We start from the raw sequence: 16,644 nt of genomic DNA on the forward strand, positions 1-16,644 counted from the left end.
AGTTATCAAAGCAAGTCATCATTATAATATTTACTAACCCTAATATTAAATGAGACTGCCCAAAATGATTACTAACTTCAAGTTTAAAACCTTTATTTTACTTACTCTACTTATATTATTTTGTAGTTATAGTTATACTGCTCCAAAAGCAGATTTATGGAATTATTGGAATAAATCTAATAGCCACTCAACTAAAACTATTGATTTTAAAGCTTGGCAAGTTTTTTTAGATAAATATACTACTAAAGAAGGTAGTCAAGTTTATGTCAAATATTCTGCAGTAACACCTCAAGATAAATCTAAATTTGATCAAACAATCAAGCAATATGCTGATATTAACATTCTCAATTATAATTTAAACGAGCAATTAGCATATTGGATTAATCTATATAATATGCTAACTATCCAGACGATATTAAACCATTATCCAGTCAAATCAATTACAGATATAGATAAAGGTTGGTTTGGATCTAAAGTCTGGGATCAAAAAATAATAACCATTAATAAACAAAAACTAACTTTAAATGATATTGAACACCGAATTATTCGACCAATATGGAAAAACCCTAGAACACACTCTGCTCTTAACTGTGCTTCTATTAGCTGCCCTAACCTTTCTCAAAAAGTATACATAGGTAAAACAATAAGCTCTCAATTAAACCAATCTTTCTCAAACTGGATCAACAGCAGTAAAGGCTTATCTATCAAAAATAACGATATATATTTATCAAGAATATTTGACTGGTATGGTTCAGATTTTGGTAGTAAAGCACAAATGATAGGATTTATAAAAAATTATCTAAAAGATAAAGTAGTAAAAAATAAATTTAATAATACATCTAATATTTATTTCCAAAACTACAATTGGAATCTAAATGCTAGTAATTAAAACACTTTACCAATACCACGAGGCTGATTATTCTGAAAACCTCCTTGAGGTCCATCCATCATCATTTGTCTATTAAGAGATCTATCCTCATCACTAATGCTTAAGTTATCTCTCATATTCACAGGTTCTGGAGAAGCTAAATTAACTAAATTAGGATTATCATCATTACTACTATTATCAGGTTTAGCATTATCCATACTAATATTATGCTTACTAGGCCAGTTTTTCACCCCTGCTTGTTTAGTAGAGCTTTGAGGAACTCGCATATCTTCTTCACTAATATTAGTTACTCGTCGTTTTGTATTTTGCTTATTTTGCTTATCAATCATTTGGCGATGAGACTGTATACCATCTATGTTGCGTGATATACGATTTACAGAGCCATTATTTGCATTTGTAGAATCCAAACAAAAAACAGGTGACACAAAACCCGCTGTTAACAGTGATGCTAATAAAAATTTTTTCATTAAAACTCTCCTTGTTATCGACTAGAAACTTTGTTTAATAATATTTTCTAACTCCATAGTATCTTGAGCAAACGATTTAATTCCTTCTGCTAGTTTATAATTAGCCATTGTATTTTGATTCATTTCCCAACGAAAATTAGACTCTGTAAGCTTTGAACTTTCGACAACTGTATTTTCATTGTTTTTAAGTATAATTTTTAACTCATCATATTTCTGACCTAACTGTTCAAGCAATGCTGGTGATATTGTTAATGCGTCACAACCAGCTAATGCTATAACTTGTTCAATATTTCTAAAACTTGCCCCCATCACTATAGTTTTAAAACCATGCTTTTTATAAAACTTATAAATTGATTTTACAGAATTAACGCCATCATCAATACTGCTATTAGGAAAAGTTTTTAAAGCCTGCTCTTGCATCTGCCAATCTGTAATTCTACCAACAAATGGAGAAACTAAATAAACTCCAGCTTCTGCACATGCTTGAGCTTGAGATTTATCAAAAATTAGCGTTAAATTACAGTTTATGCCTTCCTGCTGAAGTAATCTTGCAGCTTGTATACCTTCCCAGGTTGCAGCCACTTTTATTAGTATCCTATCTTTTGATATTCCTTGTTGTTTATACTTAGATATGATTTTTTTTGCATAATCTATAGTTTCAGTAATATCAAAAGATGCTCTTGCATCTACTTCACTTGATACCTTACCATCTATTACACCAAGAATTTTAACCCCAAAAGCCACTAATATTTCAATCAGAGCTTCTTTAATTAATTCATTCTCATCAAAATCTGGATTATCAAGTTTAACTTTAGTAATGGTTTTTTTAACTAAATCTGCATATTTTTCATCTTTAACTGCCTTTAAAATCAAACTAGGATTTGTGGTTGCATCTACAGGTTTATATTTTTTTATTAATTCAAAATCACCTGTATCAGCAACCACTGTAGTTACTTTTTTTAATTGTTCTAGTACTGACTGTTTCATTTTTTTACATATATTTTTTTTAACACTTACTTAAAGTATACAATTTCAAATACATTAGTAAATAAATAAGCCAACTTTTATACTGTTGAAAACCAATAATATAGAAGTTTTAAAGGATTTATGAGGATTTTTTTAAATTATTAGATTATCTTTTTAAGAAAATTTTTCTTTTAACATTTCAAACATAGCCCTAACTGCCATCATTTCTCCGCCTTTTGGCTTCCCTGGAGTGCTTGATACATTCCAAGCCATCATATCAAAATGAATCCAAGTAGGTGCATCTTTCACACCAACAAAATATTCCATAAACAATGCCGCTTTTGTAGCAGAAGCGAATGGAGATAAATCACAATGAGAAATATCTGCAAACTCTGTTTTTAAGCTTTTTCTATAGCACTCAGCTAGCGGTAATCTCCATACCTGATCTTGCATAATTTGACCATACTTATATACTTGATTAGCCATTTCATCATTATTGCAGAAAAAAGCTGAAATTTCAGGACCTACTGCTACTCTGGCAGCTCCCGTAAGAGTTGTAAAATCAATCAATAACTCTGGTTTTTTTTGTGCAGCGACAAATAATGGCTCTGCTAATATTAAGCGTCCTTCAGCATCTGTATTTGTAATTTGCACTGTTGTACCATCTTTCATTTTAATGATATCACTAGGGCGATATGATTTAGCATCTATAGCATTTTCAACTGTAGGAATAACTAAATTCAATCTAATAGGAAGTTTATGCTTCATAAGCATATACGCAAGTCCTATAGCATTAGCTGCTCCTCCCATATCTTTATGCATTAGAAGCATTCCAGAAGACGGTTTAACATCTAACCCTCCTGTATCAAAAGCAACGCCTTTACCAATTATGGATATTTTAGGATGATTGCTATCTCCCCAATTCAGTTCGACTAATCTAGGAGCTCTATGACTACCTTTACCAACTGTGTAGATACCCATATAGTCATTTTTAACTAAATCTTCACCAACAGTTTCTTCAAAGCTAGCTCCAAATTCATTTGCCATTTGTTTTATAATATTAGCTATATCTGCAGGTCCCATATCTTCAGCAGGAGTTGATATCATATCTCTAACTATATAATTAGCTTCAATATTTGTTAAAATTTTCTGGTAATTTTCTGGTAAATATAGTTTTACTTTTAGATCTTTAGGATTTGATTTGTACTTTTCAAAAGCATAACTACCTAAAGCAAAAGCTATATAATAAAGAGATAAATCCTCTATATCTGAATGCTCTATATAATATTCGCCTTTAACTAATTGGCTCGATAATGTTGCAATACTAAACATATCATCAGATATTAAACATATTATTTTATCTATATTTCCTTGAGAGTTAGGGATTGAAAAGATATCATTCTTTTCACTAAACTGTTTGATAATATTTTTTAAAAAGCTATCTTGGTTTTGTAGCCATTTATTAAAATTTTCTTTCTTTATAAGATATATAGGAATCGAATTTATTTTTTTTACTTGTATAAAGCATCTTAATTGTGTTGATATGTACATTTTTATAGCTCCACATTTTGATCCAATAATAGCCAATTATTGAAATCTTGTACTGTTTTTGTTGTTAATATACCTGCAGTTTTGTACAGACTTAGAAAACCCATTATATAATCAAATTCCGTATTATTTAACTGTATTAAAAATTGGTAATACTGATTTAATAATATAAAGTATTGCGTAATTGTGGTCGTACCTTGCTGGTATCTTTCTTTATATTTTTCATATGCAATCTTTGCACTTGCTACAGATTTACGTAAAGAAGCTATCTCCTTCTTCTTTAATTCCACAAACCTAAATGCATACATAGTATCATTTTGAGCAATTCTACCTGTTTGAATCATATTAAACTCAGAAGATTGGTAATTATATGCTGCCTGCTTAAGCTCTGCATAATTTGTTCCACCAGCAAAAATATTCCAAGTCAGATTTATTCCAAAATAAAAAGCATTTACAGTACCATTTGAAGGTAAAAATCTATCAAACACAGGGTTACCAAGTGAACTTACAGAATTAAACCCAGGTGAATATTTAATTTCAAAATTAACCTTAGGCATAAATGGGCTTGTAGCAGACTGGTAATCATAGTACCTACTTTCTTTAGTATGCATTGATCCTAAATAAGAAGGACTACTTCTCATTGTCAGCTCTTCCCAACCTTCTTCTGTTCGAGGTGAAGGATTTTTCACATTAAACTCGTTATTATACAAAACAACATCATCATCATTGTTAGTGAATTTACGCAGTTCTGCTCTTGCTACTTTTTCTTCTCTTTTAGATGTTGCATAAACTGCCTCAGCAATATAATAGTTAGCTTTTACTGTTTCATAATCAGCAACATTAGCTGTACCAGCTTTATACTTACTCTCTAACTCATTGAGACTCTGTTTGTTTGATTTTAAATTATAATAAGTATATTGAACATTTTTAATAGTCTTAGCTAAATTAAAATACGCATAACTAGTATCATACAAAAACTGCTGATAGTTATTTCGATAGTCTTGTTGAGCAAACTGTGCGCCTTCTTCAGCAGATTGTAGATCTTTATAAGCACCATAATCATATAGTGGTTGTGTTAGTGTAACTAAGCCCTGCATTGAGTCAAACCGTCCGCCAGCTATATCTCCATCAGCCGCTGTTTCTTGGTCTAAAATGTTAGTGGCTGTTATCGAACCTCCAATATCTATTTGTGGTAATAACCGACCTAACTGTATAGCCGGGCTCATTTGTCTAGAATTAAGCTGAAATCCAATATATTTATATTGAGGAGAGTTATTAATCGATTGATTAATAGTGGCTGTATAATCTGCTATAGGCGTAGCTATACAACTTACCCTTAAGACAAACATACCCAATGATATTAATAAATATCTACCTACTATTTTCAAAATATTACTCTTTTATTTTATTTAATATAAAACTCTCTGTCTTAGATAAAGCTTGATTGATATTGTCAGCATCATTGCCGCCACCTTGAGCCATATCGGGGCGACCACCGCCCTTACCATCAATATAACCACTTAGCTCTTTAGCAATATCGCCAGCCTTGATTATAGATACAATAGATTTACTCACTCCAACTACAAATTGTACTTTATTAGCACTCACCGTACTTAGTACTGCGACAATCTTATCATTTTTTGACTTATAATCATCAATTTTTTCACGCAAAATTTTAATATCTACGTCATTGATGTTTGCCACAACTACTGTAAGATCCCTATATTTAACTTCTTTGATCGCATCATTAGAGCCGGATAAAAGATCTTTTTTAAGTTTATTTATTTTTTTTTCTTGAATTTTAGCCTGCTCAATTAAAGATTTAAGTTTATCAAGCATATTACTATCATTAGCTTTTAAATTATTTTTAATAGCTATAAGTTTATTTTCCATATTAAGAGTATATTTGATTGCACTATTAGCTGTTATTGCTTCTACCCTTCTTATTCCAGAGGCAACACCTCCTTCAGAAGATATTTTAAATAAACCAATATCCCCGGTATATAACACATGAGTACCTCCACAAAATTCTATAGAGAAATCTCCCATTGATATCACTCTAACAACATCACCATATTTCTCACCAAATAATGCTTCAGCTCCTAAGGATTTAGCTTTCTCTTGAGTCGTTTCTATAGTGCTTACTAAATAGTTAGCTCTTATATGTTGGTTAACTAAAAGTTCTATCTGTTGAATTTCTTCATGAGATATTGCTTTATCATGTGCAAAATCAAACCTTAATTTTTTAGCATCTACTAACGAACCTTTTTGTTCAACGTGTTTTCCAAGCACAACTTTTAAAACCTTATGCAATAGGTGTGTTGCACTATGATTAGCAGCTGTAGCCATTCTTTTATTATCATCAATTCTAGCTGTAACTTCATCCTTAAGATTTAAAACACCTTTAACTAATTTACCAATATGTAAAATAGCATTTCCAGATTTTTGTACATCTTCTACTAAAAACTCAGTACCAACTCCCTCCAGAATTCCTTGATCCCCAACTTGACCGCCTGATTCTGCATAAAAAGGAGTTTTATCTAAAATAACCACAGCTGAAGAATCACTACTTATACTATTTACTTTCTTACCATTTTGATAAATTTCTAAAACTTTAGAATCCTCTATTAAGGTTGAATAACCTTTAAACTCAGACTGTACTTGTGAATTTATCATTTCATTATAGTCAACACTAAATTTACCCGCATCTTTTGATCTCTTTTTTTGCATTTGCATGTGTTGTTGAAATGATTGCTCATCTACCTTTAAATTTTTTTCTCTAGCCATATCCGCAGTTAAATCAAAAGGAAAACCATATGTGTCATATAACTTAAAAGCAACAGCGCCTGAAATAATATCACTCGTCAAACTACTTATTTCAGTTTCAAATATTTTAATACCATTTTCGATTGTTCTTAAAAATAGCTCTTCCTCTTTCATCAAAGTCTTTTCAATAAGGTCTTTTTTCTCAATTAATTGAGGGTATGCTTCACCCATTTCATTTATCAACTCACCCATAAGCTTATAAAAAAATATATCATTGGCGCCAAGTTTATTACCATGGCGAATAGCGCGACGAATTATCCTTCTTAAAACATATCCTCTACCTTCATTAGATGGTAAAACCCCATCAGCAATCAAAAATGCACAAGAACGAATATGATCAGCTACAACTTTTAAAGAAGCTAAATCAAGGTTTTTTGTGTTTGTAATGTCTGCTACTTTTTTAATTAATGCTTGGAATAGATCAATTTCATAATTACTATGTACGCCTTGTAAAACTGCTGCGACTCTTTCAAGCCCCATACCAGTATCAACAGATGGTTTTGGTAAATTGGTAATACTACCATCAGCATGACGATTATATTGCATAAACACAATATTCCAAATCTCTATATATCTATCTCCATCTTCTTCAGGTGTTCCAGGAAGTCCTCCAAGAACATCTTCACCATGGTCATAAAAAATCTCTGTACAAGGTCCACATGGCCCTGTATCTCCCATCGACCAAAAATTATCTGACGAACTTATACGAATAATTCTTTCTTTAGGTAAACCTATATGCTTATGCCAAATCTCAAAAGCTTCATCATCATCAATATAAATAGTAACCCAGAGTTTATTAGCTGGAAGTCTGATTTCTTTGGTTAAAAATTCCCAGGCAAAGCTTATGGCATCTTCTTTAAAATAATCTCCAAAACTAAAGTTGCCTAGCATTTCAAAAAAAGTATGATGCCTAGCGGTATAGCCAACGTTATCTAAATCATTATGCTTACCACCTGCTCTTAAACATTTTTGTACAGATACAGCGCGAGGGAAATTTCTTTTTTCGGAACCTAAAAATACATCCTTAAATTGAACCATACCAGCATTTGTAAAAAGTAAAGTCTCATCACCAAATGGGATCAATGATGAACTAGGATGATGATAATGATTTTTAGATTCAAAATAGTTTATAAATTTATTACGCAATTCGTTAGTAGTAATCATGGTTTACCTTCAAGTAGATGGCTCGATGAGCTTAAATTTAAAATAAAAACAGACAGTATTATAAACTATTTTGATAAATAAAATAAACTCTACTAATCGCATTTGCTTAGAATTAAGTATATAATTGTGTTTAATTTGCCGTATAAAGATCAAAAAATGAAGAAAAAAATCATTATTATTTCTACTTTTTTCATAGTAGTAATAGTATCTGGACTTGTTTATTACTTAGATAAATCTACCACAAAAGAACAAGTCCAAGAAAGTTCTTTTCCTTCTAAACCTAGCGACTACTGTTTAATAACTTACGAAGTTTCTTCTGATGATGGTAAAACATGGCATGAAGCTATAATTAGCAGCGGTCAAAAACCAATTTATAAAGCTCAATGCTGGAAAAAATATATTCATATTTTAGATGGTTTTAAAGCTAGCACTGATACTGATGGCAGGTGGCATAGCAAAATTAAAGATGGTAAAATAATATCTCATCCATCTCTACATTTCTCAGACACTCCATTTGAACAAAAAAATAAAAATTCTAAACAAGAATTATAAAAATAACTAAACTTTTTTGGTTACCTTCTCATGATATTTTGTTATGATTTTATTTTTTATAGTTGTTTTTTCTAAAGCATTCAAATAATTCTCGCATTCGCTCAAATTGCTTTCATATAAAAATCTCAAACTATTCTTACATTTCAGATCTTTAGGGTATGAATTATTTTTCATTTGATACCAAGATGATAATCGGCTTATATCATCTGCAGATACTATAAATAAATGTTTTTTAACCCTTGTGATAGCAACATAGAATAGTCTACGCTCTTCTTCAATAACCTCGTCTGTAACTTTTGAATTTTTTTCTCCAAAAAAACCTCCTTCAGTGGCATCATGAACAACGACATAATCCCACTCAAGGCCTTTTGCTCGATGCATCGACATAATCTGTATTTGATTAGGGTTATTACAATTATTTTGTTGGTTAGACTTTGTATAAAGATCGTATAATAGCTCTATAAACTGAGATAATGTTACTTTTTTGCCTTTAGCAAAACTTACTATTCCATCAATAATTTGTAACTTAGATCTACTTGAATGAGTTTCACCAGAAGATTTAGAAATTTGGCTCTCTAAATCTAAGCTCTCCAGAATAAAAGCAATAGCTCTTTCAGATTTTTTAATCCTAATGTTATTAAAAATACTGCGCCAACTACTTGCAACTGCCAAAATATTTTTTTCTTTAAAAGACCTATCAACCGTCTTAGCAAGGTTTGATATCAAACCCATAGCTTTTGATACATCTTTAGCAATCTCTTGAGCAAGCTTTTCTTTAATATCTTTTTTTAGATATAATGATGGATAATCTAGCATTGATTTAATAAATTCAACACGCTGATTAATAGAATGCTTCTCAAAACCATAACCTTTATTAAAAAGCATCAAATATCCATATATAGCTTTAAAAAGATTTTCGCCAAAAATATTTTTATCTGCCACAACATTATATGCTAAATCATTATATAAACAGCTTAATTCAAAAACAGTGGTGGAATTATATTTTCTAACTAATATTACAATATCACTAGCTACTACACCACTCTCTATTAAAGCTTTTAATTTCAATACTACTTTATCACTACTATCTAAAATACTAACATCTGTAGTTTTGTCTAGCTTAGGATAAGTTATACATAAATTATTATGGCGCTTCTTATTATTAGTGATAATGTTATTTGCCATTAGCGATACTAAATCACCATAGCGAAAAGTGTATGATAACTCAAACTGTTTCACATTCTTAAAATCTTTTTTGAATCCTTCCAACATATAATATGGGGTTGAACCTCGCCACTGATATATAGTTTGATCAACATCTCCAACAGCCATTAAATATGTGTCACTACTAACCAAGCATTTTAAAAAAAACTGTTGTACCTGATTTATATCTTGATACTCATCGATAATAATATGTGAATACAGACTGTTTGCCCTAGATACACTAGATTTATCTTTTTCAAAAAACTTTGCTGGAAGATAGATCATATCATCATAGGTAATAGCCCCTTGATTTTCACACTCCTTATTAAACTCACTAAATAGTTTATCCAGGAGTTTTTTCTCTTTGGAGCTTAAGTCTAGTATTTTTTTATGATTTGAAGATAGATCTGCCTTTAACAATGAAATATATTCTTTATAGATCTCTACTCTTTCATTGTCAATGTTTTGAGAAATCTTAAATTCTTTTTGATACTTCTTAAGTAATTTTTGTAAAAGATTATCTATTTCATATTCTTTAAGTATCTTCTCTGCCTTTAAATAACCTGCCTTTGCAAAAGCTTGTAAAAAACTATTTCCTAATGAATGCATTGTTCGAACATTGATTTTCATAGCATGCTCTAACTTACATATTTTTTTTAGCCTGCTAACAAAATCAAGTTGTGCAGATTTATTATACATTAAGACTAATATCTTATTAGGTGGGATATTTTGAGATAGAAGGTATTCTACTCTAGCTATTAATGTTTGTGTTTTACCACTACCAGCAACAGCTGATACCAAAGCATGTCTATCTAAAACATGATTTATAATTAATTGTTGTTCAGATGTATATTGCATTTATATTTATAATTATTCTTAATTTGTGTGATTAAATTTATCTTTTTCTTTTGACGTATCATCAATAAATAATCTTGAGACTAAATAACTTATCGTAAAAACAATTTGCTTAACAATATTAGCTACGAGCTTTGTTAAAGCTAAAATTGTAACCCCCATATATTTAATATAATTGATCATATTTATTCTTGCTTTTTTATCTTTTATAAACTTAAATGGCGTAAAAATAAATAATATAAAAACAATTATAATTACATAGGAAAATATATATCCCATAACCTGTTCATACCACTGAGCAATTTTGTAAAACAAGACTGATCCTAAAATTGCTAAAATTACTAATGATATAAACAAAAATAAACTTTTTTTCTTCATGTTTAACTCCTAAAATCCTTAGCTTATATAATGATATCATTATTTGCATTAACTTATGATATAATATTAGATCAAATATCCTTAAAGCTAAAATACTTATACAAATTTATGACTACTGAAAAAAGAGCAAATATTATTATAGAGGCGTTAGATGATCTAAAAAGCCTTGATATACAAACTATAGATGTAAAACATCTAACTGACATGATGGATAAAATCGTAATATGTACAGCATCATCCACAACACATGCAAAATCTATTTCTAAACATGTTGAACAAGAACTGAAAGATAAAAAAATATCTATACTAGGTATCGAAGGTGATAATAAATCTGACTGGGTTTTAGTTGATATTGGAGATGTGGTTGTACATATAATGCTTGAAGAAACTCGTAAGTTATATGCCTTAGAAAAATTATGGGATATTAAACGTAACGAGGTTTAATCTGTTATCTCAAACGAGATTATTATCTTTTTCAATATTTTTACCACATAAAAATGTAGAATCACCATTAGTAATGCTAATTATTTATAGCGCTCTTTTATAACAATAATATTTATTTATCTAAACAAACTTCCATATCTACCTAATAAATTATTTACTCATCCCCTAAATAAAAAAACAAGTAAAAGATCCTATGAATAAGCATAAATGATTGTGATTTTAATATCGTTTGCTAGAATTACTAACGAATACTTTTCAAACAAAAGGAGAATACAACTAATGAAATTAACTAAAACTCTACTTATAGCCCCTCTAGTGGCTGGAGCATTAATTACTACAACTTTTGCAGCCTCTGATAGTAAAGATGATGTAAGTTACTCTGTTGGATACACAATGGGTCAAACTTTAAAGAACCAAATGACTCAAAGTAATATTTCTACTGATAATGATGAGATGATTAATGGCTTAAAAGATGGTATTGGTGGAAAAAAATCTAGTTTATCACAACAACAAATGCAAAATGCTATGATGGAATTTCAAAAACAAGCAATAGCTGCGCAAAAAAAAGCTTAATATTTTAAATTAAGGGAGTATATAAATGACTAAGAAGAAACTTTTAAAAGCTTTAGCTATTGCAGCTATTACAACAAGCTTAGTAGCTTGCTCAAATAGTGATGATACTAAGAAAGAAGCTACTACAACTACTGATGTGAGTTCTGCTTCATCAGCCACTACCCCTACAGCCACTTCAAACAGTGATAATATAAAATCAAATGCAAGCTATACTATTGGTTATGGTATGGGTGCTAGTCTAGATTCTGACAAAAATATCAAGGCATACGGTCTAAATAATTCTAAAATAATAGCTGGGTTTGAAGATGCTATAAATGCTAAAGAACCTCAAATATCACTAGAAGATATTAGCTCAAATATGAATCAACTTCGTGATTCAGTACAACAAAAAATGAGTGAAGAGAAAGTAGCAAGCTTCCTAAAAGTTAAAGATAGTATCTATAACTCTGCTTTAACACCTAAATCAAATTCCAAAGATCCTAATGTAGTAATTTATGAATTCTTTGATTATCAGTGTGTGTACTGTTCTAAAGTGGCTCCTGAACTTGAGAAAGTTATGCAAGCAGATAAGAATGTTCAAGTTGTATTTGCCGAATTTCCAATATTTGGTGAAAGATTTGCTACTTCAGAATATGCTGCTGAAGTTGGTACTGCCATTTACAAACTATATGGTGCTGATGCTTATGTTAAGTACCACAATGGAATTTTTGCTACAGGAGAAGATGAAGGTAAATTAAAAGACTCAACTGTAGATACAGTAGCTGAACAGACTGGTGCTAAGATGGATGAAGTTAAGAAGGCCATTAAGGATGATAAAATTGCTAATCATCTAAAAGAAACTTTAAAAATAGGGTTTGAAGATCTTGGTATACAGGGCACGCCATTTTTAGTAATAACTCCAGCTAAAGGTGCTAACGCAAGTAACACAACTGTAATTGGTGGTTATACTGATTCTAAAGGAATTCAAGTAGCTATTGATAAAGCTCAAAAAGATGCTAAAAAAGCTTCTAATTCAATAAATAAAAGCAATATAAACAAAGCTCAAGCTCAAGCTCAAGAAGACATTACTACAGTTAAAGATGAATCTCAAAGCAGTACTGTTACTTCTCCTAATCCTTAAAATATTCCTTCTATCATTAGCCTTAAATTATTTAATTTTTATACAATTTTATCTGTTAAAATAGTCTATCTGATATAATTATAATAATTACAAACTATGGTCCAAGTTAGAAAAGGTAGTAAATACCTGGTTTTTTTTGTCGTAGTATTTGTAGCATTACCTCCTCTTGCTATTGATGCTTATATTCCTGCTTTTGGAAATATTAGTCATTTCTTTAATATAGATGTTAGTAAAATGACTATTACAATATCTACATATCTACTTGGATTTGGCGTTGGTATGTTATTTTGGGGCGCATTATCTGATCGATATGGTCGTAAAAAAATCCTTACTATTGGTATGTTAATATATATAGCTAGTACTATACTCTGCACCTTTACACATGATTTTGAAACATTGATACTTATGAGATTTATTCAAGGTTTAGGTGACTCACCAGCTGCTGTAGCAGCTATGGCGATATTAAAAGATTGCTATAGAGGAAAAAAATTAATGAAAATAATGGCTACAATGATCATGATTTTTATGGTCGCTCCTATTGTTGCACCTATTATTGGCAGTGTTATTATCTATACCACAGGTAAATGGCAAAATATATTTCATTTTTTAACCATATATGGAGTCATACTACTTATAATCACACTAATAATTCCAGAGACACACCAGGCTTTTAACAGACCAAAAAGCCTAATTGAAAGTTTTAAAGCATATATAAACCATTTTAAAAACCTCCCTTTTATTGCTGGATCATTAGTAGGAGGATTATGCTTTGGAGCGTTATTCAGCTTCATTAGTGCTTCTTCAAATCTACTAATTGAATACTATCACCTAGGTTATACTCAATATTGTATTCTATTTGCTTTAAATATTTGTGGAATAATTTTTGCTAGTAATCTCATTAAAAATAAAGTTACATCTCATAATCAAAATAAGTTTATTTTTAAAGGATATTACTTTGCTATAGCGATAGCTATAATAAATATTTTTAGCTCTTACTATCTCCATAATATATATTTTTTTGTAATCCTAAACGCTCTTGTTACATCAAGTCTTGCTTTAATAAATATAATTACAACCTCTAAAGCTATAGATATACTTAAACAAGGTTTTGCAGCTGGTAACGCCATAATAAGGCTAATGAAATTTGTGGTTGCTGGCTTTGCTGGCTTCTTACTTAACTTCTCATCCATATCAAAATTAATGATAGAAATTCCAATTCAGCAACTAGGATTTATAATAATATCCATAATTTTATTTATAATAACTCAAAATAAATTTTTTAAAGAAAAATATTAGAATATTTTCTTATAAGTATGACAATAAGGCAAAGATCCTTGTTTCATATAATAATCCAGATGATAAGCTTCAGCCACGTAATATGGTTTCATCTCATTAATTTTTGTCACTACCTTGTAGTTTTTTTGCTCAAGAGTTTGCTTAAGGCTTTCTGCAACTTTCTTTTGCTCAGTATTATAATAAAAAATAGCTGATTTATACTGATCACCAACATCAGGTCCCTGTCCATCGATTTGTTCAAAATCATGTATCTCAAAAAAATATTTCAAGAGGTTTTCTAAAGATAGTTTTGTTCTATCAAAGATAACTCGAACTACCTCTAAATATCCAGTATCTCCTGCACATACTTTTTTATAATCTGGATAAGGCTTATCTCCACCGCAATAGCCTGATTCTGCAAATAAAACTCCATTAAGTTTTTTAATATAATATTCTACACCCCAAAAACATCCAGCTGCAAGAATTATCTCTTCAGTTTCATTAAATTTTTCTGAAGAAATAAAGTCAACAGATGCTGAATTCACACAATAACGAGTGTTTAATTTTGTATACCCCTCTCCTTTAAAAATATGGCCAAGGTGACCATCACAATTATTGCATAAAATTTCTGTTCTCCTACCATCAGCATCAGGAAGCTCTTTAACATTACCATCTATATAAATATCATAGCTTGGCCAACCACAAGTTGAAATAAATTTACTATCCGCTTTAAATAATGGTGTACCACAATTCCTACAAATATAACTACCATTTTGATCCAAATCATTATATCTACCTACAAATGGCTGTTCAGTATCTTTATTAACTATAATTTCGTATTCATGAGGGGCTAAACTTTTTGTTTTTAACACTTATCTTACCTACTTCTAAATTAAATCTTATCAATAATTATGATATAAACTTCTGAAAATGTATATTTTAATCTAAAATATTTGTATATGATTTAACTTTAGATTAGAAATCTCTAGGAATAGAAATGAAACAACTTAAAATCAAAGACCTCGTATCTTTATTTATTTTTATAATTATAATCTTAAGTATAGGTATATCTATAGGAACTATAACATCTACTAATATTCCTATTTGGTTCATTAATTTAAATAGTCCTGCCTATGCCCCTCCCAACTGGATTTTTGCTCCAGTATGGACAATTATATATATTATGATTGCAATATCAGGCTGGCTGATTTTTCAAAAAAATGCTCTTCGTGATAAAGTTTTTATAATTTATCTAATCCAGCTTTGCCTAAATTTCCTGTGGAGTTTTATATTTTTTTATTGGCACCAAATAGATTTGGCACTACTTGAAATGTCAGTTCTATGGATATTTCTAGCTTGGAATATTGGCATCTTTATAAAAATAAATAAACTTGCTGGCTACCTATTAGTACCATATTTTATATGGATAAATTTTGCATGGATACTGAATCTTGGTTATTTTTCACTTAATTAAATATACTTTCATCAATTTCTAATCAAATGATAATTGCAGACTTATAGAAAATACGTATTCTAGCTATTTAAACTATCAAATAAAAATCATAAAATAGTAACAATATTGACTATTATTTAAATAAATGAAAATAATCACTCATAAACTTTTAAAAGAAATAAAAAAACTCCAGTCAGCTCAAGGAAGAAAAAAGTCTCAATTTTATGTCATTGAAGGTACTAGATGCTGTCAAGAAGCACTTAGTAGATTACCTACACAAGATATAGTAATAGTACTTATTTCTGAAAAAGTAGATAGCAGTATTTATAATTTAGATAAAAAAATCATTGTTTCTGATGGTCAATTTAATGAACTATCACAAACTTATAATTCTCAAGGAGTTTTAATCTTAGCTAAAAAAAAGCAAACCCAGACATTGCAGTTTAATGATGATTTTATGTTGGTTTTAGATAGGATACAAGATCCTGGTAATCTAGGTACAATATTGCGTACAGCAATAGCTGTTGGGCTAAAAGAAATTATCTTATTAGATGGTAGTGTTGATCCTTTTAATCCTAAAGCTATTAGAGCTGGAATGGGTGCTCAATTTAGTTTAACTTTTGGTTACTATAAAGATCTCAAAGATTTGAAAAAGCAACCTGAACTAAAAAACCATCAAGTATGGTTAACAACTCCACACCAAGGTCTATCATGCTATGACAAAGAATTTAAACTTTATAATAGTATCTTAGTCTTTGGTGAAGAAGCAAACGGCATACAAGACTTTTCAATAGGACAAAAAACAATGATTCCCACTCTTAGTGATATAGAATCATTAAACGTAGCCCAAGCTGCAACAATATATTTATTTGAAGGTTTAAGACAAAAGCTAACAAACTTTTACTAATTTCCTTTAAATGTTTGTAAATAA

16 protein-coding genes are annotated in these 16,644 nt (G+C 30.0%); 8 read left to right on the forward strand and 8 right to left on the reverse strand.

The features are described 5' to 3' along the window. Positions 1–64: 64 nt before the first annotated feature. The gene (locus ACR0PV_RS05900; protein WP_488172223.1) at positions 65–889 is read left to right on the forward strand and encodes a DUF547 domain-containing protein; all 825 of its coding nucleotides are present in this window, start codon (positions 65–67) and stop codon (positions 887–889) included. On the opposite strand, the gene ACR0PV_RS05905 is transcribed toward ACR0PV_RS05900, so the two are convergent. The 5 genes from ACR0PV_RS05905 to alaS form a co-directional block, all read right to left on the reverse strand. Next, positions 886–1,356: a hypothetical protein gene (locus ACR0PV_RS05905; protein WP_488172224.1), complete on the reverse strand. Its 471-nt coding sequence runs from the start codon at positions 1,354–1,356 to the stop codon at positions 886–888. The two genes, ACR0PV_RS05900 and ACR0PV_RS05905, sit on opposite strands and share 4 nt — an antisense overlap. 21 nt (positions 1,357–1,377) lie before the next feature. Continuing rightward, positions 1,378–2,343, reverse strand: a complete 966-nt coding sequence (tal, locus tag ACR0PV_RS05910) for a transaldolase (protein ID WP_488172225.1) — start codon at positions 2,341–2,343, stop codon at positions 1,378–1,380. A gap of 153 nt (positions 2,344–2,496) precedes the next feature. Continuing rightward, positions 2,497–3,873 carry a M17 family metallopeptidase gene (locus ACR0PV_RS05915; protein ID WP_488173969.1) on the reverse strand — a complete coding sequence of 459 codons (1,377 nt, stop codon included), beginning with the start codon at positions 3,871–3,873 and terminating at the stop codon, positions 2,497–2,499. A 2-nt stretch (positions 3,874–3,875) separates the two neighbouring features. Further along, positions 3,876–5,258 carry a TolC family protein gene (locus tag ACR0PV_RS05920; protein WP_488172226.1) on the reverse strand — a complete coding sequence of 461 codons (1,383 nt, stop codon included), beginning with the start codon at positions 5,256–5,258 and terminating at the stop codon, positions 3,876–3,878. A gap of 4 nt (positions 5,259–5,262) precedes the next feature. Beyond that, positions 5,263–7,860 carry an alanine--tRNA ligase gene (alaS, locus tag ACR0PV_RS05925; RefSeq protein ID WP_488172227.1) on the reverse strand — a complete coding sequence of 866 codons (2,598 nt, stop codon included), beginning with the start codon at positions 7,858–7,860 and terminating at the stop codon, positions 5,263–5,265. A 156-nt stretch (positions 7,861–8,016) separates the two neighbouring features. Here alaS and ACR0PV_RS05930 point away from each other — a divergent pair, with 156 nt between their 5' ends. Continuing rightward, a complete protein-coding gene (locus ACR0PV_RS05930) occupies positions 8,017–8,412 on the forward strand; it encodes a hypothetical protein (RefSeq protein ID WP_488172228.1) in 396 nt (131 codons plus the stop codon). A gap of 6 nt (positions 8,413–8,418) precedes the next feature. On the opposite strand, the gene ACR0PV_RS05935 is transcribed toward ACR0PV_RS05930, so the two are convergent. Then, positions 8,419–10,473 carry an ATP-dependent helicase gene (locus ACR0PV_RS05935; RefSeq protein ID WP_488172229.1) on the reverse strand — a complete coding sequence of 685 codons (2,055 nt, stop codon included), beginning with the start codon at positions 10,471–10,473 and terminating at the stop codon, positions 8,419–8,421. A gap of 18 nt (positions 10,474–10,491) precedes the next feature. Beyond that, positions 10,492–10,848, reverse strand: a complete 357-nt coding sequence (locus tag ACR0PV_RS05940) for a hypothetical protein (RefSeq protein WP_488172230.1) — start codon at positions 10,846–10,848, stop codon at positions 10,492–10,494. A gap of 108 nt (positions 10,849–10,956) precedes the next feature. Here ACR0PV_RS05940 and rsfS point away from each other — a divergent pair, with 108 nt between their 5' ends. The 4 genes from rsfS to ACR0PV_RS05960 all read left to right on the forward strand — a co-directional run bounded on the left by rsfS (position 10,957) and on the right by ACR0PV_RS05960 (position 14,281). Beyond that, positions 10,957–11,292, forward strand: a complete 336-nt coding sequence (gene rsfS / locus ACR0PV_RS05945) for a ribosome silencing factor (RefSeq protein WP_488173970.1) — start codon at positions 10,957–10,959, stop codon at positions 11,290–11,292. Between the two features lie 279 nt (positions 11,293–11,571). Further along, positions 11,572–11,865 (forward strand): infectivity potentiator lipoprotein FipA, encoded by a 294-nt coding sequence (gene fipA / locus ACR0PV_RS05950; protein ID WP_488172231.1) that lies wholly within the window; start codon positions 11,572–11,574, stop codon positions 11,863–11,865. A gap of 25 nt (positions 11,866–11,890) precedes the next feature. Further along, positions 11,891–12,985 (forward strand): DsbA family protein, encoded by a 1,095-nt coding sequence (locus ACR0PV_RS05955; protein ID WP_488172232.1) that lies wholly within the window; start codon positions 11,891–11,893, stop codon positions 12,983–12,985. Positions 12,986–13,081: 96 nt separating this feature from the next. Beyond that, positions 13,082–14,281 carry a multidrug effflux MFS transporter gene (locus ACR0PV_RS05960; RefSeq protein WP_488172233.1) on the forward strand — a complete coding sequence of 400 codons (1,200 nt, stop codon included), beginning with the start codon at positions 13,082–13,084 and terminating at the stop codon, positions 14,279–14,281. On the opposite strand, the gene ACR0PV_RS05965 is transcribed toward ACR0PV_RS05960, so the two are convergent. After that, positions 14,278–15,132 carry a bifunctional methionine sulfoxide reductase B/A protein gene (locus tag ACR0PV_RS05965; protein WP_488172234.1) on the reverse strand — a complete coding sequence of 285 codons (855 nt, stop codon included), beginning with the start codon at positions 15,130–15,132 and terminating at the stop codon, positions 14,278–14,280. The two genes, ACR0PV_RS05960 and ACR0PV_RS05965, sit on opposite strands and share 4 nt — an antisense overlap. Before the next feature lie 125 nt (positions 15,133–15,257). On the opposite strand from ACR0PV_RS05965, the gene ACR0PV_RS05970 reads away from it, so the two are divergent. Together ACR0PV_RS05970 and ACR0PV_RS05975 are read left to right on the forward strand one after the other, a co-directional pair. After that, a complete protein-coding gene (locus ACR0PV_RS05970; protein ID WP_488172235.1) occupies positions 15,258–15,734 on the forward strand; it encodes a TspO/MBR family protein in 477 nt (158 codons plus the stop codon). A 124-nt stretch (positions 15,735–15,858) separates the two neighbouring features. Further along, positions 15,859–16,620: a TrmH family RNA methyltransferase gene (locus tag ACR0PV_RS05975; protein ID WP_488172236.1), complete on the forward strand. Its 762-nt coding sequence runs from the start codon at positions 15,859–15,861 to the stop codon at positions 16,618–16,620. The last annotated feature ends 24 nt before the right edge of the window (positions 16,621–16,644 follow it).

It is taken from the genome of Francisella sp. AG1 (assembly GCF_057683165.1).

Coding starts and splice junctions, on each gene's coding strand:
- fipA (WP_488172231.1), top strand. CDS start 11,572: ATGAAATTAACTAAAACTCTACTTATAGCCCCTCTAGTGGCTGGAGCA.
- ACR0PV_RS05940 (WP_488172230.1), bottom strand. CDS start 10,848: ATGAAGAAAAAAAGTTTATTTTTGTTTATATCATTAGTAATTTTAGCA.
- ACR0PV_RS05970 (WP_488172235.1), top strand. CDS start 15,258: ATGAAACAACTTAAAATCAAAGACCTCGTATCTTTATTTATTTTTATA.
- alaS (WP_488172227.1), bottom strand. CDS start 7,860: ATGATTACTACTAACGAATTGCGTAATAAATTTATAAACTATTTTGAA.
- ACR0PV_RS05935 (WP_488172229.1), bottom strand. CDS start 10,473: ATGCAATATACATCTGAACAACAATTAATTATAAATCATGTTTTAGAT.
- rsfS (WP_488173970.1), top strand. CDS start 10,957: ATGACTACTGAAAAAAGAGCAAATATTATTATAGAGGCGTTAGATGAT.
- ACR0PV_RS05960 (WP_488172233.1), top strand. CDS start 13,082: ATGGTCCAAGTTAGAAAAGGTAGTAAATACCTGGTTTTTTTTGTCGTA.
- ACR0PV_RS05955 (WP_488172232.1), top strand. CDS start 11,891: ATGACTAAGAAGAAACTTTTAAAAGCTTTAGCTATTGCAGCTATTACA.
- tal (WP_488172225.1), bottom strand. CDS start 2,343: ATGAAACAGTCAGTACTAGAACAATTAAAAAAAGTAACTACAGTGGTT.
- ACR0PV_RS05930 (WP_488172228.1), top strand. CDS start 8,017: ATGAAGAAAAAAATCATTATTATTTCTACTTTTTTCATAGTAGTAATA.
- ACR0PV_RS05915 (WP_488173969.1), bottom strand. CDS start 3,873: ATGTACATATCAACACAATTAAGATGCTTTATACAAGTAAAAAAAATA.
- ACR0PV_RS05900 (WP_488172223.1), top strand. CDS start 65: ATGATTACTAACTTCAAGTTTAAAACCTTTATTTTACTTACTCTACTT.
- ACR0PV_RS05975 (WP_488172236.1), top strand. CDS start 15,859: ATGAAAATAATCACTCATAAACTTTTAAAAGAAATAAAAAAACTCCAG.
- ACR0PV_RS05905 (WP_488172224.1), bottom strand. CDS start 1,356: ATGAAAAAATTTTTATTAGCATCACTGTTAACAGCGGGTTTTGTGTCA.